This window comes from Sphingomonas sp. Leaf4, assembly GCF_920939515.1.
GTDB lineage: Bacteria > Pseudomonadota > Alphaproteobacteria > Sphingomonadales > Sphingomonadaceae > Sphingomonas.
Window position 1 is genome coordinate 292018 of record NZ_CAKLBB010000001.1, and the last position, 22414, is coordinate 314431.

The 22414-nt window shown below is 68.4% G+C and carries 16 protein-coding genes; 4 read left to right on the forward strand and 12 right to left on the reverse strand.

What is annotated here, in order from left to right; translation table 11 throughout:
* The first annotated feature begins 20 nt into the window (after positions 1-20).
* Positions 21-2498, forward strand: coding sequence for a DNA topoisomerase (ATP-hydrolyzing) subunit B (gene gyrB / locus LRA89_RS01250; RefSeq protein WP_056498749.1), 2478 nt, complete (start codon positions 21-23; stop codon positions 2496-2498).
* A 43-nt stretch (positions 2499-2541) separates the two neighbouring features.
* On the opposite strand, the gene LRA89_RS01255 is transcribed toward gyrB, so the two are convergent.
* The gene (locus LRA89_RS01255; protein WP_230635770.1) at positions 2542-2982 is read right to left on the reverse strand and encodes a hypothetical protein; all 441 of its coding nucleotides are present in this window, start codon (positions 2980-2982) and stop codon (positions 2542-2544) included.
* A gap of 125 nt (positions 2983-3107) precedes the next feature.
* On the opposite strand from LRA89_RS01255, the gene ppc reads away from it, so the two are divergent.
* Complete coding sequence (gene ppc / locus LRA89_RS01260) at positions 3108-5783, forward strand: phosphoenolpyruvate carboxylase (RefSeq protein WP_055757931.1); 2676 nt, start codon at positions 3108-3110, stop codon at positions 5781-5783.
* A gap of 90 nt (positions 5784-5873) precedes the next feature.
* On the opposite strand, the gene LRA89_RS01265 is transcribed toward ppc, so the two are convergent.
* The 5 genes from LRA89_RS01265 to LRA89_RS01285 form a co-directional block, all read right to left on the reverse strand.
* Positions 5874-6977, reverse strand: coding sequence for an AI-2E family transporter (locus LRA89_RS01265; protein WP_230635772.1), 1104 nt, complete (start codon positions 6975-6977; stop codon positions 5874-5876).
* A gap of 504 nt (positions 6978-7481) precedes the next feature.
* Entirely contained in the window at positions 7482-8057 is a 576-nt protein-coding gene (locus tag LRA89_RS01270) for an ABC-type transport auxiliary lipoprotein family protein (protein ID WP_230635774.1), read from the reverse strand.
* Positions 8058-8065: 8 nt separating this feature from the next.
* Complete coding sequence (locus LRA89_RS01275; protein WP_056498756.1) at positions 8066-9031, reverse strand: MlaD family protein; 966 nt, start codon at positions 9029-9031, stop codon at positions 8066-8068.
* Positions 9031-9879 carry an ABC transporter ATP-binding protein gene (locus LRA89_RS01280; RefSeq protein ID WP_230635776.1) on the reverse strand — a complete coding sequence of 283 codons (849 nt, stop codon included), beginning with the start codon at positions 9877-9879 and terminating at the stop codon, positions 9031-9033. Before LRA89_RS01280 ends, LRA89_RS01275 begins: the two co-directional genes overlap by 1 nt.
* Positions 9876-10985 carry an ABC transporter permease gene (locus LRA89_RS01285; RefSeq protein ID WP_230635778.1) on the reverse strand — a complete coding sequence of 370 codons (1110 nt, stop codon included), beginning with the start codon at positions 10983-10985 and terminating at the stop codon, positions 9876-9878. Before LRA89_RS01285 ends, LRA89_RS01280 begins: the two co-directional genes overlap by 4 nt.
* A gap of 56 nt (positions 10986-11041) precedes the next feature.
* Between LRA89_RS01285 and LRA89_RS01290 the strand changes: the two genes are divergently transcribed.
* Entirely contained in the window at positions 11042-11722 is a 681-nt protein-coding gene (locus LRA89_RS01290; protein ID WP_230635780.1) for an HAD family hydrolase, read from the forward strand.
* A gap of 271 nt (positions 11723-11993) precedes the next feature.
* Here LRA89_RS01290 and LRA89_RS01295 read toward each other — a convergent pair whose 3' ends face one another.
* The 3 genes from LRA89_RS01295 to LRA89_RS01305 form a co-directional block, all read right to left on the reverse strand.
* Positions 11994-13199, reverse strand: a complete 1206-nt coding sequence (locus tag LRA89_RS01295) for a DUF445 domain-containing protein (protein ID WP_230635782.1) — start codon at positions 13197-13199, stop codon at positions 11994-11996.
* A 263-nt stretch (positions 13200-13462) separates the two neighbouring features.
* Positions 13463-16666, reverse strand: a complete 3204-nt coding sequence (locus LRA89_RS01300; RefSeq protein WP_056498765.1) for an efflux RND transporter permease subunit — start codon at positions 16664-16666, stop codon at positions 13463-13465.
* Between the two features lie 5 nt (positions 16667-16671).
* Positions 16672-17865, reverse strand: coding sequence for an efflux RND transporter periplasmic adaptor subunit (locus LRA89_RS01305; protein WP_230635784.1), 1194 nt, complete (start codon positions 17863-17865; stop codon positions 16672-16674).
* A gap of 190 nt (positions 17866-18055) precedes the next feature.
* Here LRA89_RS01305 and LRA89_RS01310 point away from each other — a divergent pair, with 190 nt between their 5' ends.
* Positions 18056-18778, forward strand: coding sequence for an SIMPL domain-containing protein (locus LRA89_RS01310; RefSeq protein WP_055757954.1), 723 nt, complete (start codon positions 18056-18058; stop codon positions 18776-18778).
* A gap of 590 nt (positions 18779-19368) precedes the next feature.
* On the opposite strand, the gene LRA89_RS01315 is transcribed toward LRA89_RS01310, so the two are convergent.
* From LRA89_RS01315 to LRA89_RS01325, 3 genes are read right to left on the reverse strand one after another with little or no spacing between them, the layout of a single operon-like run.
* A complete protein-coding gene (locus LRA89_RS01315; protein WP_230635786.1) occupies positions 19369-20310 on the reverse strand; it encodes a bifunctional riboflavin kinase/FAD synthetase in 942 nt (313 codons plus the stop codon).
* 9 nt (positions 20311-20319) lie between these two features.
* Positions 20320-21519 (reverse strand): dipeptidase, encoded by a 1200-nt coding sequence (locus tag LRA89_RS01320; RefSeq protein ID WP_230635788.1) that lies wholly within the window; start codon positions 21517-21519, stop codon positions 20320-20322.
* Positions 21520-21564: 45 nt separating this feature from the next.
* Positions 21565-22053 (reverse strand): dihydrofolate reductase, encoded by a 489-nt coding sequence (locus tag LRA89_RS01325; RefSeq protein ID WP_230635790.1) that lies wholly within the window; start codon positions 22051-22053, stop codon positions 21565-21567.
* Between the last annotated feature and the right edge of the window lie 361 nt (positions 22054-22414).

A 22414-nucleotide genomic window follows, 5' to 3' on the forward strand; every position in this document is an offset into this window, starting at 1 on the left:
CGCAACCCTATAGGATTACTATGGCAACGAACCCCAATCAGAACGATTACGGCGCGGACTCGATCAAGGTGTTGAAGGGGCTGGACGCGGTCCGCAAGCGTCCCGGCATGTATATCGGCGATACCGACGACGGCTCGGGCCTCCACCATATGGTGTTCGAGGTGAGCGACAACGCGATCGACGAGGCGCTGGCCGGACATTGCGACCGCATCCTCATCACGCTGAACGCCGATGGCTCCGTCTCGGTCGAGGATAACGGTCGCGGCATCCCCACCGGCATCCACACTGAGGAAGGCGTGTCGGCGGCCGAGGTCATCATGACCCAGCTCCACGCCGGCGGCAAATTCGAGAACACCAACGACGACAACGCCTACAAGGTATCGGGCGGCCTCCACGGCGTCGGCGTGTCGGTGGTGAACGCACTCAGCGATTTCCTCGACCTCACGATCTGGCGCGACGGGCAGGAGCATTACATGCGCTTCCGTCGCGGCGATGCCGAAGCGCCGCTGAAGGTCGTCGGCCCGTCGGATAAGCGCGGCACCCGCGTTACCTTCCTGCCGTCGCCCGACACGTTCAAGATCCTCGAATTCGATTTCGACAAGCTCGAACACCGGTTCCGCGAACTGGCGTTCCTCAACTCCGGCGTCCGGCTGGTGCTGGTCGATGCGCGGCACGAGGAGCCGCGCGAGGTGGAGCTGTTCTACGAAGGCGGAATCGCCGCGTTCGTGAAGTATCTCGATCGCACCAAGAACCCGCTGATGCCCGATCCGATCGCGATCCACGGCTTCCGCGACGACGTCGGCATCGACGTCGCGCTGGAATGGAACGACAGCTATTATGAGAACGTCCTCGCCTTCACCAACAACATTCCCCAGCGCGACGGCGGCACCCACATGGCGGCGTTCCGCGCCGCGCTGACGCGCACGCTCAACAACTATGCCGACAAGTCGGGCATGTTGAAGAAGGAAAAGGTGTCGCTGACCGGCGACGACATGCGCGAGGGGCTGACCGCGATCGTCTCGGTCAAGCTGCCCGACCCGAAATTCTCGTCGCAGACCAAGGACAAGCTGGTGTCGTCCGAAGTGCGCCAGCCCTTGGAAGCGCTGATGGCCGACAAGCTGGCCGAGTATCTCCAGGAAAATCCGGCAAACGCCAAGGCGATCATCATGAAGGTGATCGACGCGGCGGCGGCGCGCGAAGCCGCCAAGAAGGCGCGCGAGTTGACCCGGCGCAAGGGCGCGATGGACATCGCCTCGCTGCCCGGCAAGCTGGCCGATTGTCAGGAGCGTGACCCCGCCAAGTCCGAACTGTTCTTCGTCGAGGGTGATTCGGCCGGCGGTTCGGCCAAGCAGGGCCGCGACCGTCATTTCCAGGCGATCCTGCCCTTGCGCGGCAAAATCCTGAACGTCGAACGCGCCCGGTTCGACCGGATGCTCGCCAGCCGCGAGATCGGGACGATCATCACCGCGCTCGGCACCGGCATCCGCGACGACTTCAACCTCGACAAGCTGCGTTACCACAAGATCGTCATCATGACCGACGCCGACGTCGACGGCGCGCATATCCGCACGCTGCTGCTGACGTTCTTCTACCGCCAGATGCCTGAGATCATCGAGGCGGGGCACCTCTATATCGCCCAGCCGCCGCTGTATAAGGCCACCAAGGGCCGCTCGGAGGTGTACCTCAAGGACGACAACGCGCTCGACGAATATCTGGTCGAGGCGGGGGTCGCGGCACATGTGCTGGAAAGCCCGGCGGGCGCGCGCAGCGGCGACGATCTGAAAGGCCTGCTCGGCCACGCCCGGCGGATGCGCACGCTGATGCGCTACGTCCCCCGGCGCTACGACATGGGCATCGTCGAGGTGCTGGCGCTGGCCGGGGTGCTCGACCCGCAGATTTCGAACGCCGACCGCCAGACGCGGCTCGACGACGCCGTATCGCGCATCGGCCGCACCGATACCGAAGCGACGTGGACCGCGCGCGTGACCGAGGACGGCGGATTGCAGTTCCAGCGGCGGTGGCGCGGCGTCACCGACACCCATGCGATCGAACCGGCGTTCCTGCTGTCGGCGGAGGGGCGCAAGCTCCACACGCTGGCCGGCGAGGAAGCGGCCAGCTACGCCGGCGTCTCGCGGCTGGTGAGCGCGCGCAGCGCCGCTGCCGCCGATCCGGTTGCCGAAACCGAGGAAGGCGAAATCCCCGCCGTCGCGCAAAAGGGCGAGACGATGGTCGCCCGGCCGAGCCAGTTGCTCGACGCGATCCTCGCCGCCGGGCGCAAGGGCCTGTCGATCCAGCGCTACAAGGGGTTGGGCGAGATGAACGCCGAGCAATTGTGGGAAACCACGCTCGACCCGTCGAACCGGTCGATGCTGCGCGTCGCGATCGAACAGGCCGACGTCGCCGACGAGATCTTTACCCGGCTGATGGGCGACGTGGTCGAACCGCGCCGCGACTTCATTCAGGAAAACGCGCTGAACGTCGCCAACCTCGACGTGTGAACGCTATCGTCGTCCCCGCTCGCACGGGGACGACGATTGGCAGTCAGCGCTTGCCCAGCCGCTTCGCGTTGGCGGTCGCCTTCGCGTGAATCGGGGCCAACGCGCGGCCACCCGCGCCGATCATGCTGTCGGTCAGGCGCATTGCCCGGTCGCCGCGCGCCGCCATCTGCCGGGCGGAGGGCAGGCGCTGGCTGGTCCCGGCCTGCCACATGTCCTGCATCGTCTGCATCCACAGGCCCTGCATCGCCGCCATGTCCTTCGCCAGCGATTCGCCCGCCTTGGCGAACGCCTGCGTCTTTTCCGTCACCATGCCGCTCAATTCGACATGATCGGCGGTGAACGGGTTGCGCATTCCCGCGTCGATCATCGGCATCCGCTTGTCGATCACCACGGCGGAGGCGGCCATCGTCTCCCAGAAGCGCATGCCCGTTTGCGCGGCGTCGGCCCACATCTGCCACCAGGCGAGCATCGGTGTCTTCGTCATCGGCTCGTTCCTTAGTTTCGCTGACCCGGTGCAGCCCCGCCGCCCTACCAGCCAAGCGCAACTTTGGACAGCGGCGTCGCGTCCTCCCTTGACCCGCACCCTGCCGCATTGCAGCAAGTGTGCCCATGACGACTCTGCCCCCCATCACGAACAATCCCGACATCCGCTTTCTCGGCCGGCTGCTCGGCGATGTCATCCGCACCTATGGCGGGGAGGCACTGTTCAAGCGGATCGAGCATATCCGCTCGACCTCGGTCGACCGGCATCGCGGCGTGGCGGGCGCGGATGCGATCGATCTCGGCCTCGACAATCTCGGACTGGACGACACCATCGCCTTCGTGCGCGGGTTCATGCTGTTCTCGATGCTCGCCAATTTGGCCGAGGACCGGCAGGGGATCGCCGCCGAGCCGGGGGCCGATGTCGCCACCGCGATCGAGAAATTGAAAGCCGAGGGGATCGACCGGGCGGCGGTGCTGGCGCTGCTCGACCATGCGCTGATCGCCCCCGTGCTGACCGCGCACCCGACCGAGGTGCGGCGCAAGTCGATGATCGATCACAAGAACCGCATCGCCGACCTGATGCTGCTGAAGGATCAGGGCCATGACGAAACGCCCGAGGGCGACCGGGTGGACGAGGCGATCCTGCGCCAGATCGCGCTGCTGTGGCAGACCCGCGTGCTGCGCCGCGAGCGGCTGTACGTCGCCGACGAGGTCGAAACCGCGCTCAGCTATCTGCGCGACGTGTTCCTCCCCACATTGCCCGCGCTCTATGCCCGCTGGGAACGGGTGCTGGGCGAACGGCCGCCGTCGTTCCTGAAACCGGGGAGCTGGATCGGCGGCGACCGCGACGGCAATCCGTTCGTCGATGCCGCCGCGCTGCGGCTGGCACTGGCGAAGGCGGCCGAAGCGGTGCTCGGCTATTATCTCGACCAGTTGCACAGCCTCGGCGCCGAACTGTCGATCTCGACCGAACATGTCGCGGTCGATACGGCGATCGCCGGTCTGGCCGACAAGAGCGGCGACGACGCCCTGTCGCGCGCCGACGAACCGTTCCGCCGCGCGATCAGCGGCATCTATGCCCGGCTCGCCGCGACGCATGCCTCGCTGACCGGCAAGCCCGCGCCGCGTCCCGGCAATCTGACCGGCGAACCCTATCCCGACCCCTCGGCATTCCGCGCCGATCTGGCGACGCTGGCACGCGGGCTGGTGCAGGAGGGCAACGGCCCGTTGTCGACCGGCGGTGCGCTCGGCCGGCTGATCCGCGCGGTCGAGACGTTCGGCTTCCATCTCGCCACGCTCGACATGCGTCAGAACAGCGTGATCCACGAAGGCGTCGTCGCCGAACTGCTCAAGGTCGCCGGCGTCGAGGCGGACTATGTCGCGCTGGACGAGGATGCGCGCGTCGCGCTGCTGCGCCGCGAACTGGAAAGCCCGCGCCCGCTCGTCAGCCCCTATGCCGACTATTCGGAGCAGACCGCGTCCGAACTGGCGATCCTGAAGGCGGCGGCGGAAGCGCACCAGCGCTACGGCCGCGCGTGCATCCGCCACTACATCGTGTCGATGGCGCAGTCGGTGTCCGATCTGCTCGAAGTGCATCTGCTGATGAAGGAAAGCGGGCTGTACGTGCCGGGCGACGATCCGCAGGCGCATATCATGGCGATCCCGCTGTTCGAGACGGTCGCCGATCTGGAGGCCGCCCCGGCGATCATGACCCGGTGGCTGGCGCTGCCCGAGGTCGCGGCGATCGCGCGCGCGCGTGGCCATCAGGAAGTGATGATCGGCTATTCCGATTCGAACAAGGACGGCGGCTATCTGACCTCTACATGGCAATTGTCGAAGGGGTCGACCGCGCTGGCGCCGGTGTTCGAGGAAGCGGGTATCGGCATGCAGTTGTTTCACGGGCGCGGCGGTGCGGTGGGGCGCGGCGGCGGATCGTCGTTCGCCGCGATCCGCGCGCAGCCGCACGACACGGTGCAGGGCCGCATCCGCATCACCGAACAGGGCGAGGTGATCGCCGCCAAATACGGCACGCGCGAGAGTGCCGTCACCAATCTGGAGGCGATGACCTCGGCGACCTTGCTCGCCAGCCTCGAACCCGAACTGCTTGCGCAAGCCGATGCGACCCGCTTCGCCCGCGCGATGGACACGCTGTCGGACACCGCGTTCCGCGCGTACCGCGACCTCGTCTATGGCACCGACGGCTTTACCCGCTTCTTCCGCCAGGCAACGCCGATCGCCGAGATCGCCGGCCTCAAGATCGGATCGCGCCCCGCCAGCCGCAAGAAATCGGACGCGATCGAGGATTTGCGCGCGATTCCGTGGGTGTTCAGTTGGGCGCAGGCGCGGATCATGTTGCCGGGTTGGTACGGCGTCGGCGCGGCGCTGCAATCGTTCGAGGACAAGGGGCTGCTGCGCGAAATGGCCAGCGCATGGCCGCTGTTCGCCGCGACGCTGGCGAATATGGAGATGGTGCTCGCCAAGTCCGACATGGACGTCGCGGCGCGCTACGCCGGGCTGGTCGAGGACAAGGCCCTGAGCGAGACGATCTTCGGGCGGATCCAGGGCGGCTGGCAGGCGACGCATGACGGCCTGCTGTCGACCACCCGCCAGACGCGGTTGCTGGAAAAAAGCCCGGCGCTCGAAGCGTCGATCCGGCTGCGCACGCCCTATATCGAACCGCTCAACCTGCTCCAGATCGAACTGCTCAAGCGCCACCGCGCAGGCGAGGACGATGCGCGGATCGGGGAGGGCATTCTGCTTTCGATCAATGCGATTGCTACGGCATTGAGGAATAGTGGGTAACGCGCGCCGGGCGAGGTGCAGGTAACTGCACCAAGCCGCACGAGGCGCGCGCGGCCGGCGGCGCGAGAAGCGCCGACCGACGACGCGGGCTTAGCCCGCGTCGCTGGCCGTACCCTCCGACTCCTCGTCCCGCTCCGCCGCGACCCCGCGCTGCTCGGCCAATATCCGCCATCCGGTAATGAACAGCGCGCCCGCCACCGGTCCGACGACGATCCCCGACAGCCCCAGCAGGTCGATCCCGCCCAGCGTCGTCACCAGCACCATCCAGTCGGGAATGCCAGTATCGCGCCCGACCAGCATCGGCCGCAGGATATTGTCGGCCAGCCCGATCACCAGCACGCCCGACGCGATCACCACCGCGCCCTGCCACACCGCGCCGGTCGCCAGCAGATAGATCGCGACCGGTCCCCAGACGATCGCCGGGCCGATCGCCGGCAGCAATGCGGCGAAGACCATGATGACGCCCCACAGCAGTGCGGCGGGCAGGCCGACGATCCAGAAGGTGATCGCGCCCAACGCGCCCTGCACCAGCGCGACGACGCCCGATCCCTTGATTGTCGCACGCACCACCGCGACGAACTTGTGCGCCAGCCGCTGCGCGACATCCGTTTCCAGCGGCAGGGTGCGGACGATCGCCGGTCCGATCCGGTCGGCGTCGCGCAACAGGAAGAAGGTGGCGTACAGCCCGACGCCGAACGACAGCAGGAACGAGGCGGCATTGGCCCCGATCGAAAAGGCCCGCTGCGTCAGCGAACTGGCGCTGCTGCTCACCGCCTGCGACAGTCGGCTCTGGATGCGTTCGAGGCTGCCGAAGCCCGCGCTGTCGAGCCAGCCGCGAATCCGCTCGGGCAGGGCATTGTGGACCTGTTCGAAATAGGTCGCGAAGTTGATCTGCCCGCCGCGAATCTGGGTATAGACGCCCGCCGACTGCTCGACGACCATGCTGGCGATGACGAGCGCGGGCAGCACCACCGCGACGGTGATGATGAGCAGCGTCAGCGCGGCGGCCAGATTGCGCCGCCCCGGAAAGCGGACGAGCAGCCACCGGAACAACCCCTGGAACAGCAACGCCGCCAGCCCCGCCCACAGCAACGCACCGAGAAAGCTGTAGACGACCGCCAGCAGCGCGACAGTGATGAGGGCCAGGAACACGATAAAACCACCGCGTTCGATGCGGTGCCGGACGATCGCCATGCAGTTTCCGTTTCAGCTTGAAGGACCGCCCGCGAACGGCCGGGATTGTTGCGATAGCGCAACGCCTTCAATGGCGATCGGGTTGCGTGAAGACATTCGCTCCCTCGCCCCCGAAAGGGGGAGAGGGATGCGCAGACTTGGTCTTTGCGCGAGCAAAGGCCTGGGACCGGTCGACATTCGGCTATTCGCGGTGCCGCTCTTGGTCAAAAAGGCCTTCCGTATCGTCACCCCGGACTGGTTCCGGGGTCCACCGGGCCGCAAACGCCGTCGATAGAGGCTCAAAGCACACCGATCGCCCGGCGGCGGACCCCGGACCAAGTCCGGGGTGACGATCGGAGCGTGAATGTCGATCGGCTCTAGCCGGAGCCGGGAGAAGGGTTGGCGCTCGCGATAGCGCGCGCGCGAACCTCTGGCTCGCTTCGCCCCGCTCCCAACCTGCGCTAGCCAGCAAGCTGGCAAGCTCCGGTATCCCTCTCCACGGTCCGGGGAGAGGGCAAACAGGTCCTACCGCGCCCAGTCGGCCACCGCCGCCGCCACCGTGTTCGCCGCCTGGTTGATCGCCGGGCCGACCGTGGTCGCGTCGATCACGCTCACCGGCACGCGCGCGGTGAAGCGGCGCTTCTCGAACGTCGTCGCACCCACCCGCTGGAGCGTGGCATCGAACGTCACCACCGCCTCGCTGCGCGTCGCATCGACGCCGAATTCGCGGAGTTCACCCGACAGTTGCGCGCCGGGATCGGTGAAGCCCTGCCGCGGGCTCAGCACCACCATCCCGCTGCGCGCGGTCAGCGTGTCGGACAGCAGCCGCGCGAACAGCCGCGCCGGCGGTTCGACCCATTGCGCTTCCTTGACATAGGCGATGCTGGTGTCGCTCGACTGCACCGGCACCCGCGTCACCGCCAGCTCCTGCGGCACCACCGGCACCTGCACCGTGATCGACTTCGTTCCTGCTGACGACTGGGTCTGTCCGGCGGGAATCGCGGTGGCCGGGGCCAGCGTCAGCAATGCGGCGGGCGGTTCGGCGCCGAAGCGGATGCAGGCGGCGAGCGGCAGGAGGAGCAGGACCGACAGCTTCTTCATGGCGTCTCTCACTTCTTGGGCTCGTAATCGGGCAGCTTCGACCGGCCGACCAGCGCGGTCGCTCCACCCTGATCGACCTTCTCGGCGACCGAGGCGAGCGCGCTGGTCATCGCGCGCAGGTCGCCGACCAACTGGTTCACCTGCGGCACGGTCTGCTTGCTGAACGCCTTCAACCCCGGCTGCGCGTCGCCGATCGCCGAATTGAGCGTCTCGGCGCTCCGTTGCGCGCTGGCGATCGTGCGGTTCAACTGCTGGATCGTCGGCTGGATGTCGTTGGCCAGCACGCCGTTGGTGGTCGCCGCCAGCTCGCCGATCTGCTGCGAGGCGACGCCGGCGCGCTGGATCGCGATCCGCGTCTCGGCCAGCGTCGCGGCGATTTCCGGCCCGCGATCGGCCAGTGCGTCGGTCAGCCGGTTGGTGCTGTCGAGGATCGCGGCGATCGAATTCTGGTTGCGGTCGGACAGCACGTCGGCCAGCCGCTCGGTCAGCGTCGTGACGCGCTCGAGCAACTGCGGCGCCGAACTCAGCAGCGCGGCGACGCCGCCCGCCTTGGGCGGGATCACCGGCACGCCCATCGGGCACGACTGTTCGGGGTTCACCTCGGGGCACTGGATCGGCGGTGCGCCCTTGACCGCGCCGTCGAGCGTGATCGTCGACACGCCGGTGAAGCTGCCGATGATCGTCGCGGTCGTGCCGAGCAGGACCGGCGTCTCGTCCTTCACCTTGATCCGCACGCGCACGAACTGCGGGTCCTTGGGCCACAGCGCGATGTCCTCGACCTGCCCCGACGGCACGCCCGAGAACGACACCGGCGATCCCTTGGCCAGCCCGTCGACCGCCTGTTTGAAGAAGACGTCATATTCCTTCTCGCTGCCGCCGCCGACCCGCGCGAGCCACACGGTGAACAGCGCCAGCATGGCGAGCAGGATCAGCACCACGGCGCCGACGAGGACATGGTTCGACCGGGTTTCCATCAGCGCCTCTGGGCTTGGGGCTTGGCCAGCGTCACGCCGGCCTCGTCATGTTGGGGGGCCGAGCGCGCGATGCGCTCCTGCGCATCGGTCGCGGCACGGCCACGGGGTCCGTTGAAATATTCCTGGATCCACGGATGATCCAGCGCCAGCAGCTCGTCGATCGTGCCGACCGCGATCACCCGTTTGTCCGCCAGCACCGCCACCCGGTCACAGATGGCGTGCAGCGTGTCGAGATCATGGGTGATGAGGAACACGGTCAGCCCTAGCGTCTTTTGCAACGACGCGGTCAGCTCGTCGAACGCCGCCGCGCCGATCGGGTCGAGTCCCGCCGTCGGCTCATCCAGAAACAGCAACTGCGGATCGAGCGCCAGCGCGCGCGCCAGGCCGGCGCGCTTCTTCATGCCCCCCGACAGTTCGGAGGGGTATTTCGGCCCGGCATTGGCGGGCAGACCGGTCATCACGACCTTGTAGCCGGCGATCTCGTCGAGCAGCGCGGGTTTGAGCTTCGGGTAGAATTCCTTGAGCGGCACCTGCACATTCTCGGCGACGGTCAGCGTCGAGAACAACGCCCCGCCCTGGAACAGCACGCCCCATTTCTTGCGGATCTCGGTCGCCTCGGTCTCCTCGCGCCCGATCGTGGTCTCGCCGAACACCTCGATCGTGCCGGCGGTGGGCGTCTGCAACCCGATGATCGATCGCATCAGTACCGACTTGCCGGTGCCCGAGCCGCCGACCACGCCGAGGATCTCGCCGCGCCGCACGTCGAGATCGAGGTTCTCGTGGATCACCTGATCGCCGAACTGGTTTTTCAGGCCGCGCACGCGGATGATCGAGTCGTCGTCGCTCATATCCATCCGATCCATGCGAAGAAGATCGCGAAAAACGCATCGAGCACGATGACGAGGAAGATCGCCTGCACCACCGCCGCCGTCGTCCGGCTGCCGACCTGTTCGGCGTCGCTCTCCACCTGCATGCCGTGGAAACACCCCGCCATGCCGATGATCGCGCCGAACACCGGGGCCTTGATGAGCCCGATATACAGGTCGGTGATCGGCACCACCTCACGGATGCGCGTGACGAAGGTGATCGGCGGAATGCCGAGCTGCGCCCAGCTCAACAGCCCGCCGCCGATGATCGCGATGATCGACGCATAGAAGCCCAAAAGCAGCATCATCACGATCGCCGCGATCACGCGCGGCAGCACCAGCGCCTCCATCGGCGACACGCCGATCGTGCGCATCGCGTCGATCTCTTCGGTCAGCTTCATCGTGCCGAGCTGTGCGGCGAACGCCGATCCCGACCTGCCGGCGACCATGATCGCGGTCATCAGCACGCCCAGCTCGCGGAAGGTCAGCCGCCCGATCAGGTTGATCGTGAACACCTCCGCGCCGAACTGGCGGAGCTGCACCGCGCCCTGCTGCGCGATGACCATGCCGATCAGGAAGCTCATCAGCCCGATGATGCCGAGCGCCGAGACGCCGACCACCTCGAATCGTTGCACCGTCGCGTTGAAGCGGAACCGCTTGGGATTGAGCACCACGTTGATGAAGGCGAGGACCGTCGCCCCCATGAACCCCAGCAGCCCGAGCATCTGCCGCCCGCTGCCCGACACCGCCTCGCCGATTTCCTCCAGCACGCGCACCGGCGGGCTGGACGGCCGTTCCTTGCGCACCACCGGATCGTCGGCCGCCGCCACCTGATCGAACAGATGCTGGCTGTCGGCGCTCAGTCCCTCGATTCGGACATCACGGTCGCGGGCGAAGCGGTGGATCACCCACGCGCCCACCGTATCGATCCGGTCGATCCCCGACAGGTCGATTCGGTCGACCTTCTCCTCCACGGCACCAAGCCGGTCGGGCAGGTCGCCGATATGCGCGAGAGACAGGTCGCCCGAGAAGCGAAGCGCCTGCCCGCCATCGGTTCGGACGTGCGAAAAATCGGCGGAAGCGCTCATCACCGCCATCCATCGGCGATTTGCGGCGTCGCGGCAAGATGGTACGCGCTTCGCCCATGCGACACCGCGATCTCGCCATCTATGACATGGACAAGACCATCACCCGCGTCGCGACGTGGACGCCGTTCCTGCGCCATGCCGCGCGCGAGCGGGGACGCAGCGCGCTGCTGCTGCTGCCAATCGCCGGCGCGGCGGTGGCGGGCTATGCGCTCAAACTCTATGGCCGCGACCGGTTGAAGGAAATGACCCAGCGGCTGATCCTCGGCCGCGCGGTGCCGGGCGAGCGGCTGGCCGATACCGCGCGCCGATTCGCGCAGGCGACGGTCGCCACCGGGCTGCTCGACGGCGCGCGCGACCGGATTGAGGCCGACCGCGCCGAGGGACGGATGCTGATCCTCGCCACCGCCTCCTACCGCTTCTACGCGCAGGAGATCGCCGACCTGCTCGGCTTCGACGCGGTGATCGCCACCGAAAGCGTCGGGCGCGAGGACGGCCATGTCCTGCCGCGCATCCATGGCGAGAATTGTTACGGCGCGGCCAAGCTGCGCGCGATTCGTGCATGGGTCGAGGGCAACGGCATCGCGCGCGACGACGTGCGCGTGCGCTTCTACAGCGATCATGTGTCCGACGCTCCCGTATTCGACTGGGCCGACGAGCCGTTCCCGGTCAACGCCCACGCGCCGCTGAAAGCACTGGCGAAAAAGCGCGGCTGGCCGATCCTCGACTGGCGAGGCTGACCTTCCGTTCCAGCCGGGGAGGGGGAGAGGCTCGAAACCCGAACCTCACCCACAGCGTCACCCCGGACCGGTTCCGGGGTCCACATCGCCACGAGCGATGGCCGCCCTGCGTCCTGCCGTACAGCAACCCCGAAACCCTCCCCTCCCTGACAAGGGAGGGGCCGGGGGTGGGTAGGCCGGTTGTGACGCGCCAAGCTTCCCTCACGAGCCAACCCAACCCCTCCCTTCGAGGAAGGGGAGCAGGTCGCGCGAACGGCAGCCCGCACCCCCATCACAACCACACATCCACGACATGGATGACCAGCCCGACCAGCCCGCCGACCAGCGTCCCGTTGATGCGGATATATTGCAGGTCGCGCCCGACCGCATTTTCCAGCCGCAGCGTGATCGTCGCCGCGTCCCAGCCACGCACCGTGTCCGACACCAGCCGGACGATCCCGTCGCCATAATCGGCGATACCGCCCACCACCGCGCGCCGGGCGAAGCGGTTGACCTTCGCCCGCAGTACCGCGTCCGACTGCAACGTCGCGCCCAGTTGGCGCAGCGCCTCGCCGATCGGACCGTTCAGCGCTCGGTCGGGGTCGCGGGCATGCGCCAGCATCGCCGCGCGGATTCGCTCCCACACCCCCATCCACCATGCCGCCACCGCCGGATTGTCGAGCAGTTCGTTCTTGAACCGCTCGACCTTCGCCTGAAGCTCGGGACTGTGCTGCAAGTCGTGGGCAAGGAGCGCCAGCCCCTCGTTCGCCTTGGCGCGTAAGGGGTGCGCCGGATCGGCCGCCACCTCGTCGAGCATCTTGCGCAGGCCGTTCAGCACCGAATTGGCCAGCGTCTCGTCGAGTCCCGTCCAGCGCAGCACCGATCCCGCGCGCTTGCGGATCATGTCGCGCACCATGTCCTCGTTGGCGTCGAGCGTCTTGGCGGTCCACCGAACGACCGCGTCGATCAGCGGCAGGTGGCGATCACCCTCGACCAGCGTGGTGAGCGTGCGCCCCAGCGTCGGCGCGACCGGCCATGCCCGCATCCGGTTGGCCAGCGCGCCGCGCACCGTCGTGCCGAACTGCTCGGGGTCGAGCGCCTCCAGCATGCTGACCGCGAGGCGCGACGCGCCGTGGCGCAACCGCCCCGATCGCGCCAGGGGATCGGCCAGCCAGCGCCCGGCGGCCAGCGCTAGATCGAACCGCCGCATCCGCCGCGCGACGATATGCGCGGTCAGGAAATTGTCGCGCAGGAACGCCGCGAGCGTATCGCCGATCCGGTCCTTGTTGCGCGGCACGATCGCGGTATGCGGGATCGGCACGCCCAGCGGATGGCGGAACAGCGCCGTGACCGCGAACCAGTCGGCCAGCCCGCCGACCATCGCGGCCTCGGCGAACGCCTGAACATAGCCCCAGCCGGAATGGACGTCGTGCAGCCGCCGCGACAGCAGGAACAGCGCGGCCATCGCCACCAGCAGCCCGGTCGCGACACGCCGCATCCGGCGCAGTTGAGGAGGAACCGCATCGCCCCCGCGGACGACGCCCGCAGATCGTGGCATCCCCGTAACAAAGGTCGAGCGGCGGTTTGGTTCAATCGGCAACGGTCGCTTTCGCAATGACCGACCCTGCTCCCCTCCCTGAGAAGGGAGGGGCCGGGGGTGGGTAGGCCGGTTGTGGCGCGCGTACCTTCCCTCGCGGACCGACCCACCCCCAACTCCTCCCTTGTCAGGGAGGGGAGCGGGTCGCGAGTACGGCTACCCCGTCACTCCGCCGCCGGCAGCCCCTTCGGCCCGTCATCCTTGGCCAACCGCCCGCCCGGCTGGTGATCGATCAGCGGCCCGTACGGATCGCCATCACCGGGCCGATAGGTCAGCAGCCGCCGCGCCATCTTCGGCCCGATCCACCGCTCCAGCCCGACCGCGAGGCTGAACGCCCCCGGCACGATCAGTAGCGTCAGCAACGTCGAGAGCGTCAGCCCGCCGATCACGGTGATGCCCATCGGCGCGCGCGACGACGCATCGCCCGACAGCGCCAGCGCGGTCGGCACCATGCCGGCGATCATCGCCACCGTGGTCATCACGATCGGCTGCGCGCGCTTGTGCCCGGCGTCGAGGATCGCGACTTCCTTGTCGACACCCTTCTCCATCTCCTCCAGCGCGAAATCGATCAGCAGGATCGAATTCTTGGCGACGATGCCCAGCAGCATCAGCAGCCCGATATAGACCGGCATCGAGATCGGATTGCCCGTCACCCACAGCGCCAGCAATCCGCCCAAGGGGGCAAGGAACAGCGACCCCATATTCACGAACGGCGGCATCACCCGCTTGTAGAGCAGCACCAGCACGCCGAAGACGAGGAAGATGCCCGAGATCACCGCGACGATGAAGTTCTGGATCATCTCCGCCTGCCACTTCGCCTGACCGACGCTCAGTTCGGATACGCCCAGCGGCAGGTTCTTCATCGTCGGCGTGTTCTTGATCGCGGCCATCGCCACGCCGGACACGACGCCCGGTGCCAGGTCCGCGCCGACGACCAGCCGGCGCTGCTGGTTGATCCGGTCGATCTTGGTAGGCCCCGCGCCGAACCCGATGTCGGCGACGACCGACAGCGGCACCGATGCGCCGCTCGCGGTCGGCACCGGCAGGTTCTGGATCGTCGACAGCCGTGAGCGCGCATCGCGCGACAGCGCGACCCGGATCGGGATCTGCCGGTCGGACAGCGAGAAGCGCGCGCTGTTCTGGTCGATGTCGCCCAATGTCGCGATGCGGATCGCCCCCGACAGCGCGGCGGTGGTCACGCCCAGGCTGGCGGCAAGGTCGCTGCGCGGGCGGATGATGATCTCCGGCCGTTGCAGATCGCCCGACACGCGCGGGGCGACCACCATCGGCAGCTTTTCCATGTCCTTGACCAACTGGTTCGCGGTCTGGTTCAGCTTGACCGGATCGTCGCCGCCCAGCGTGATCGACAGGTCGCGGCTCGACCCGCCCCAGCCGAACTGCGACCGGAACGACACCCGCGCATCGGGAATCGCCGCCAGTTGCGGCGCCAGGCCACGCTCGAACTCGACGCTCTTGACCGATCGCATCGCATCGAAGGCGGCATCGTCCATCATGCCCAGCGCATGGCGTACCCGCATGCCGAAGGTCGGCTTGTCGAGCAGTTCGGCGGTGACGCGACCGTTGCCGGCATAGGACGACGAATAGACCGATTTGACCAGCGGCTGTCCGTTCAGCAGATTCTCGACCCGCTTCACCACCACGGCGGTCTGTTCCAGCGTGGTGCCCGGCACCATCTCGATACTCGCCGTCACCCGGTCGCGGTCCTGCGGCGGCTGGAACGTCTGCGGCAGCACCATGAACATGACCACGGTCAGCGCCAGCGCGGCGACGCCGCCGACGATCGGTGCCCAGCGGTGCCGCAGCGTCCAGCGCAGCACGTCCATGTACCGGTCCATCAGCCAGCCCTCGCCGTGGACGGCCGACCCATGGGCTTTCAGGAAATAGGCGGCGATCATCGGTGTGATGAGCCGCGCGACCGCAAGGCTCATCAGCACCGAAACGACGACGGTGAAGCCGAAATTCTTGAAGAACTGGCCTGCGATCCCCGGCATCATCCCCACCGGCAGGAACACCGCGACGATCGCCATGGTGGTCGCCAGCACCGCGATGCCGATCTCGTCCGCCGCGTCGATCGATGCCTGGTACGCGGTCTTGCCCATCCGCATGTGCCGGACGATGTTCTCGATCTCGACGATCGCATCGTCGACCAGCACGCCCGCCACCAGACTGAGCGCCAGCAGCGTCATCTGGTTGAGCGTGAACTCCATCATGTCCATGAACCAGAAGGCGGGGATCGCCGACAGCGGAATGGCCAGCGCCGAGATCAGCGTCGCGCGCCAGTCGCGCAGGAACAGGAACACGACGACGATCGCAAGGATCGCGCCCTCGACCATCGCCGACATCGCCGAATGATACTGGATTTCGGTGAACTTGACCGAATTGGACAGCAGCGCGAAGCGGACCTGCGGGTTGCGCTTCTGAAGGTCGGCGATCTTCTTTTCCGCCTCGTGGAACACGGTCACGTCCGACGCGCCCTTGGCGCGCTTGATGTCGAACGCCAGCACCGGCCGGCCGTTATATTCGGCAAGGCTGGTCGGCTCGGCATAGGCGTCGCGCACGTCGGCGATGTCCGCCAGCCGCACCGATCGCCCGCCGCCCACCGGCACCTGCGTCTGGCTGAGCGCATAGGCGGTGGCGGCGTTGCCCAGCACGCGCACCGACTGTTGCGATCCGGCGATCTCCGCCTTGCCGCCCGCCGCGTTCAGATTGACCTGCCGCAGCGCCTGATTGACCTGGCTCGCGGTCAGCCCCTGCGCCTGCAGCCGTGCCGGGTCGAGCGTCACGCGAATCTCGCGGTCGACGCCGCCGACCCGCTCGACGGTCGCCATGCCCTCGATCGACAGCAATTCCTTGCTGACGGTGTTATCGACGTACCAGCTAAGCTGTTCGGGCGTCATGTCGTCGGCGATCGCCGTCCACGACGCGAGGTCCTTGTCGGTGGTGTTGGCGCGAAACACCTGCGGCTCGAGGATGCCGTCGGGCAGCGCGCTGCGGATCTGGTTCACCGCCTCGCGCACGTCGTTGACCGCGCGGTCGATCGGCGTGCCGATGTCGAGCTGGATGACGGTCTGCGACTGGCCTTCGCTCACCGTCGATTCGATCTGGTCGATGCCCTGCAACGACCGCACCGCCGCCTCGACGCGCTGCGTGACCTGCGTTTCCAGTTCGGTGGGCGCGGCCCCCGGCTGGCTGATGACGACGATCGCGACCGGGAATTCGATGTCCGGGTCCTGGTTCACGTCCATCCGCATGAAGCTGACGATCCCCGCCAGCGTGAGCGCGAGGAACAGCACCAGCGGCGCCACCGGGTTGCGGATCGACCATGCCGAGATGTTGCGAAAGCCCATCAGCGCTATTCCTTGCGTGCGGCGGCGCGCACCGGCACCACCTGCTGCCCCGGGTTCAGGAACGCACCCGCGCTCGCCACCACCCGCTCGTCGCCGATCAGCCCCGATCCGATCAGCGCGCCCTCGTCGGACACCTCGGCCACGCGCACGTCGCGGCGCACGGCCTTGTTCTGCGCGTCGATAACATAGACATAGCTGCCCTTGTCGTCGCTCAGCACCGCCGATTCAGGGAGCAGCGGCGCGGTCGACGCCCCGGCACCCACCCGCGCGCTGGCGAAGCCGCCGGGGCGCAGCGCCGGATCATATTTCAGCGCGATGCGGGCGATGCCCTGCCGCGTCTGCGGATCGATGATCGGCGACACCTGCCACACCTCGCCCTTGAACACGCGGGTCCCGCCTACCGGGACCACCTCGGCCGGCACGCCGGCGCGCACGCTCGCCAGATCGGCCTCGCTCAACTGCGCGCGCATCTCCATCTGCCCGCCCATCGCGATGCGGAACAGCACGCCGCTGCCACTGCCGACCACCTGCCCCGGCTCGACCACGCGGGTGAGGACGAGGCCGGCGGCGGGCGCGCGAATGTCGAGCCGGCGGTTGCGCGCCTGCGTCTCGGCCAGTTGCGCCTCGGCCACCCGCACCCGGGCATTGGCCGAATCGCGCGTCGCGGTCTTGCGGTCGAGATCGGCCTTGGACACGAAACCGCGCCCGACCAACTGGTTCGACCGGTCGAGTTCGGTCTGCGCGATCCGCGCGTCGGCGCGCGCCACGCGCACCTGCGCGGCCAGCGATTCGGCGGTCTGCGCCTGTACCGACCGGTCGACGCTGGCCAGCACCTGACCCGCCGCCACCCAGCTACCCGGCTCCACCAGCACGCGCGTGACGAGGCCGCCTTCGCCAACCACGCCGACCGGCATCTCGCGCCGCGCGGCCAGCGATCCGGTGCCGGTGACGGTGCGCGTCACCGTCTCGCGGCCGGGCACCACCACCGTCACCTTGGGCAGCGCGCTCGCCGGGGCGGTGGCGGCGGCCTTGGTCGCCGCGCCGTCGCTCTTGCCCTTGCCAAAGTCCCACCATGCGCCGATCATCACCAGCACCACGACGATGACCCCCACGATCACCGCCCGCCGGCGCGAACGCGGTGCCCCCGGCCCGGTCAATGCGTGCCGTTCCCCCGCGATCGTCGTCGATTCGTAGTTCATTCAGGCCATCCCGCTCGCAGGCCCCCCCTGCGTATCGGCGCTGTATTATCGTAATAAAGCACCGGTTTCAATCGCACCATCGCGTTTTTCGATAAGGATCACAAGGATCGCATCGATTGCGTTCAGCCGGCGTTACTCGACGTGACCGTAACGACCGGCCTTGCCGAATTTCACGCGAAGGAAACTGCCGATGCTCCGTTCCGCCCTGATCCTCGCCGCGATCGCCGCCACCCCTGCGACCGCGCAGCAAGCGACGCCGCCGGCACCGATGGCGGCATGGCCCGCCGATGCGACGCTGCTCGACGTGACCGCCGAGGGCAAGGCGACGCGCAAGCCCGACATCGCGACGATCCGCGCCGGCGTCGTCTCGCAGGCGCCGACCGCCGCCGCCGCGCTGGCGGACAATGCCCAGCGAATGACCCGCGTCGTCGCCGCGCTGCGCCGTGCCGGCGTCGCCGACCGCGATCTCCAGACCGCGCAAATCCAGCTCCAGCCGCAATATCGTTATGCTGAGAACCAGCCGCCGGCGATCACCGGCTATCAGGCGAGCAACAGCGTCGCGATCCGCTTCCGCGACGTGGCGAAGAGCGGTACGATCCTCGACGCGCTGGTCGCGCAGGGCGCGAACCAGATCGACGGGCCGACCCTCTCGGTCGAGGCGGCCGACGCCGCCCTCGACGAAGCCCGCACCGACGCGATCCGCCGCGCCCGCGGCCGCGCCGAGCTGTACGCCCGCGCCGCCGGCCTGCGCGTCGACCGCATCCTGACCATCGCCGAGGGCGGTGCTTCGTTCCCGCAGCCGCCGATGCCGATGATGGCGCGCATGTCGGTCCAGCGCGACGAGGCGACCCCGATCGTCGCGGGCGAACAGGAACTCACCGCCAGCGTCTCGGTCCGCTTCGTGCTGCGGTAAGGCACGCACCTTCTCCCCTCCCTGGAAGGGAGGGGTCGGGGGTGGGTAGGCTTCCGCAAGCGGCACATGGACACACCTGAACACCACGCTGTCCTACACCCCATCATCCGGTGCAGGCTCCGGCAATGCCGCCCGTTCCCGTCCACCCCGATCGCGCCAGACACATCGTCACCCCGGACCCGTTCCGGGGTCCACGGTCCCGCACGCACTGTCGGCAGCGGCTCCCGCCCCGTCATCACAGCCTGCGATTCATTCGCAACAAATGCGTCGTTAGTGTAAACTTTGTAAACTTAGGGCGGAATTCGGCCCCGCCACGGGCAAAGCCCGCGTCGTCGGACGGCGCTTCTCGCGCCGCCGGCCGGGCGCGCCTTGGGCGGCTCGGACGTAGCTTCGCTACGCCTTGCCCGGCGCGCACCACCCACTCTCGTCATTCCGGCGAAGGCCGGAATCCATACATGCCGACGTTGCGGCTCCTGCCCGGCAACGGTTCCACCGGTCCCGAACACCCGCCACGGGCAAAGCCCGTGCCGTCGGACGGCGCTTCTCGCGCCGCCGGCCGAGCGCGCCTTGGGCGGCTCGGCGTAGCTTCGCTACGCCTTGCCCGGCGCGCCGAGCACCTGCCTCGCCCTCCGGCAATCCTCCGCCATCTGCACCGTCAACGCCTCCAGCGAATCGAACTTCACTTCGGGCCGCAGATACTCGATCAGCGCCACCTCGATCCGCTGCCCGTACAGGTCGCCCGAGAAATCGAGGAAATACGTTTCCAGCAACTCGATCGGTGCCCCCTCGATCGTCGGGCGGATGCCAAGGCTCGCCGCCCCGTTCAACACCCGCCCATCGGCCAGCCGCCCGGTCGCGGCATAGATGCCGTAGGCGGGCCGCAGATAGCTGCCCAGCGTCAGATTGGCGGTCGGATAGCCGAGCGTCCGCCCGAGCTTCGCGCCATGCTCCACCACGCCTTCGACCGCGAACGGCCGGGTCAGCAGCGCCGCCGCCGCGCGCGGCTCGCCGCTGCGCAACAGGTCGCGGATGCGCGACGACGATACGACCGCCTGCCCGTCGCCGACCGGCGCGACCGTCTCGGCGACGAAGCCATGCGCTTCGCCCAGCGCCTTCAGCGTTGCGACATCGCCGTCGCGCCCCCGGCCGAAGGTGAAGTCGGTGCCGGTCACGACCCCGCCCGCCCCGATCAGCGCGACCAGCCGGTCGAGCGCGAACCGTTCGGCCGACAGCCCGGCAAGCGCGGCGTCGAAGCCGAACACCAGCATCGCATCCGCCCCGGCGGCGGCGAACAACCGCTCGCGCTGGTCGAGGCTGGTCAACCGGAACGGCGGTGTATCGGGCCGGAAGAAGCGGCGCGGATGGGGATCGAACGTCGCGACGATCGCCGGCCGGCCGGCGTCGCGCGCCCGCGCCACCGCGCGGGCGACCACCGCCTGATGCCCGGCATGAAATCCATCGAAATTGCCGAGCGCGACGATCCCGCCACGCAGAGGCGCCGGCACCGGGGCGCTGCCGTCCAGCCGCTCCATCGCCGCCCCTTACCCGGCGGCCGCCCGCCGCGAAAGGGGCTGTATACCGGCGCGCAGCACCCTGAGCGCATTGCCGCCCATCACCTTGTCCAGCTCGCGCTGGTTCAGCCCTGCCGCCCGCAGCGCCTCGGGCACCACCGCCAGATGCGCGGCGTCGAACGCGGTCGTTACCGCCCCGTCGAAATCCGATCCCAGCGCGACATGATCGATCCCCGCGACCTTGCGGACGTGCAGGATCGCGCGGACGATCGCCTGCGGGTCGGTCGAACACACCGCGCCCGCCCAATAGCCGATGCCGACCACGCCGCCGGTACGGGCGATGCCGCGCACCTCGTCGTCGGTCAGGTTGCGGTTGACCGGGCAGGTCGCCTGCACCCCGCCATGGCTGGAGACGACCGGCCGGCGCGCGCGGGCCAATACCTCGGCCAGTCCCGCGTGGCTCAGATGCGCGACATCGACGATCATGCCGACGTCTTCCATCCGCGCCATCACCGTCCGCCCGAACGGCGTGAGGCCGCCCTTGGCGCGGCCGTGCATCGATCCGGCGACCTCGTTGTCGTAGAAATGGGTGAGGCCGCCCATGCGGAACCCGCTGCGATACAGCCGGTCGAGATTGGCGAGGCTCCCGTCCAGTCCGTTCAGCCCCTCGATCGACAGCAGCGCGCCGACCGGTCGCACCCCTTGCGCCGCCGCCCGCGCCGCCAGCAGCGCATCCAGTTCGGCCGGGTTCGTCACCAGCCGCAGCGCCCCGTTCGAGGTGCGCGCGGTCCGGCGCAGCTTGGTCGCGTGCCACACCGATCGTTCGAGCAGCGACCCCCATGTCCGCACCGGCTGCAACTGCGCGACCACCAGCGGGGTGATGTTGTCGCTGTCGCCGTCGTTGGCGTCGTAATTCTGCCCGCGCGGCGTCTTCGTCACCGACGAAAAGACCTGGAGCGCGACATTGCCCGCCGCCAGCCGGGGCACGTCGACCTGGCCCCGCTGCGCCCGCGTCATCAGATCGCGCGACCACAGCAGCGTATCGGCATGGAGATCGACGATCGGCCCGGTAGCGGCCGGGGCGGGCGGCCCCTTGGCGAAGCGCGCGGCGAGCGCCGGGGTCGGCTCTACCTTGTTCATCGATCGCTCGACGATGCCGGGCACCAGCGCGAAGAACGCGGCCGCCGCGATCGCCAGCAACGCCACGCCCCACCAGATCGCCTTGCGCATCGCCGCCCTGTTCCCTTGGCGCCCAGCTTGGCGCTGGCGCGGCCCTTAGACCCGCGTGTCGGGCAGAGTCGAGCGGATCAGCGTCACGAAGCTGTACGCCGGCCGATCGCCCGTCGCACTGTGGTCCTCGCGCCACGTTTCGCGCCAACCGGCGAACGGGGGCACCACCGCATCCCCCGGCGGCGCGGCATGGACCTCGGTCAGCTCGATCCGCTCGATCCGGTCGAGCAACAGCGCGAAGATCTCCGCCCCGCCGATCACCGCCGCGTCCGGCCCGGCCAGCGCCAGCGCCGCATCCGGGTCCTGCGCGACCTCGGCCCCCGCCGCCGTCCAGTCGCGATCGCGGGTCAGCACGATATGCCGCCGACCGGGCAGGGGGGCGGGAAAGCTCTCGAACGTCTTGCGCCCCATCACCATCGCCCGCCCCATGGTCAGCGCCTTGAACCGCTTCAGGTCGGCCGGCAGATGCCACGGCAACTGCCCGTCACGCCCGATCACGCCATTGGTCGCGCGGGCAAGGATGGCATCGATCATCGGTGGCTCGGCCCTTCTGCTCGCCGCGCGTCCCCGGCGGCGTCCGTTATCGGCGTCGCTACAGCACCGTCCCGTCAAATACGACGCCGCATCGCCGGATCGGGCGGAAAGTTCGATGCGATTGGCTCCATAACGAAGCAATCGCGGAACCGCCGTGCCGCCGGCCCGCACCCCCGCCGATCCGCCGGTCGTTGCGCCGCCGTCCGGCCGCACCGGCCCGGTCGGCGATGGCAACGCCGGCCGGATCGGCCGGTGTTCGCTCGATAGCGGACCTAACGGCACGCGACGCCCGCCCCCGGCCGGTGGCATCGGGGCTCCGGCCACGATCCATATCGCTTCGATACGGTGGTGGGGCGGGGAA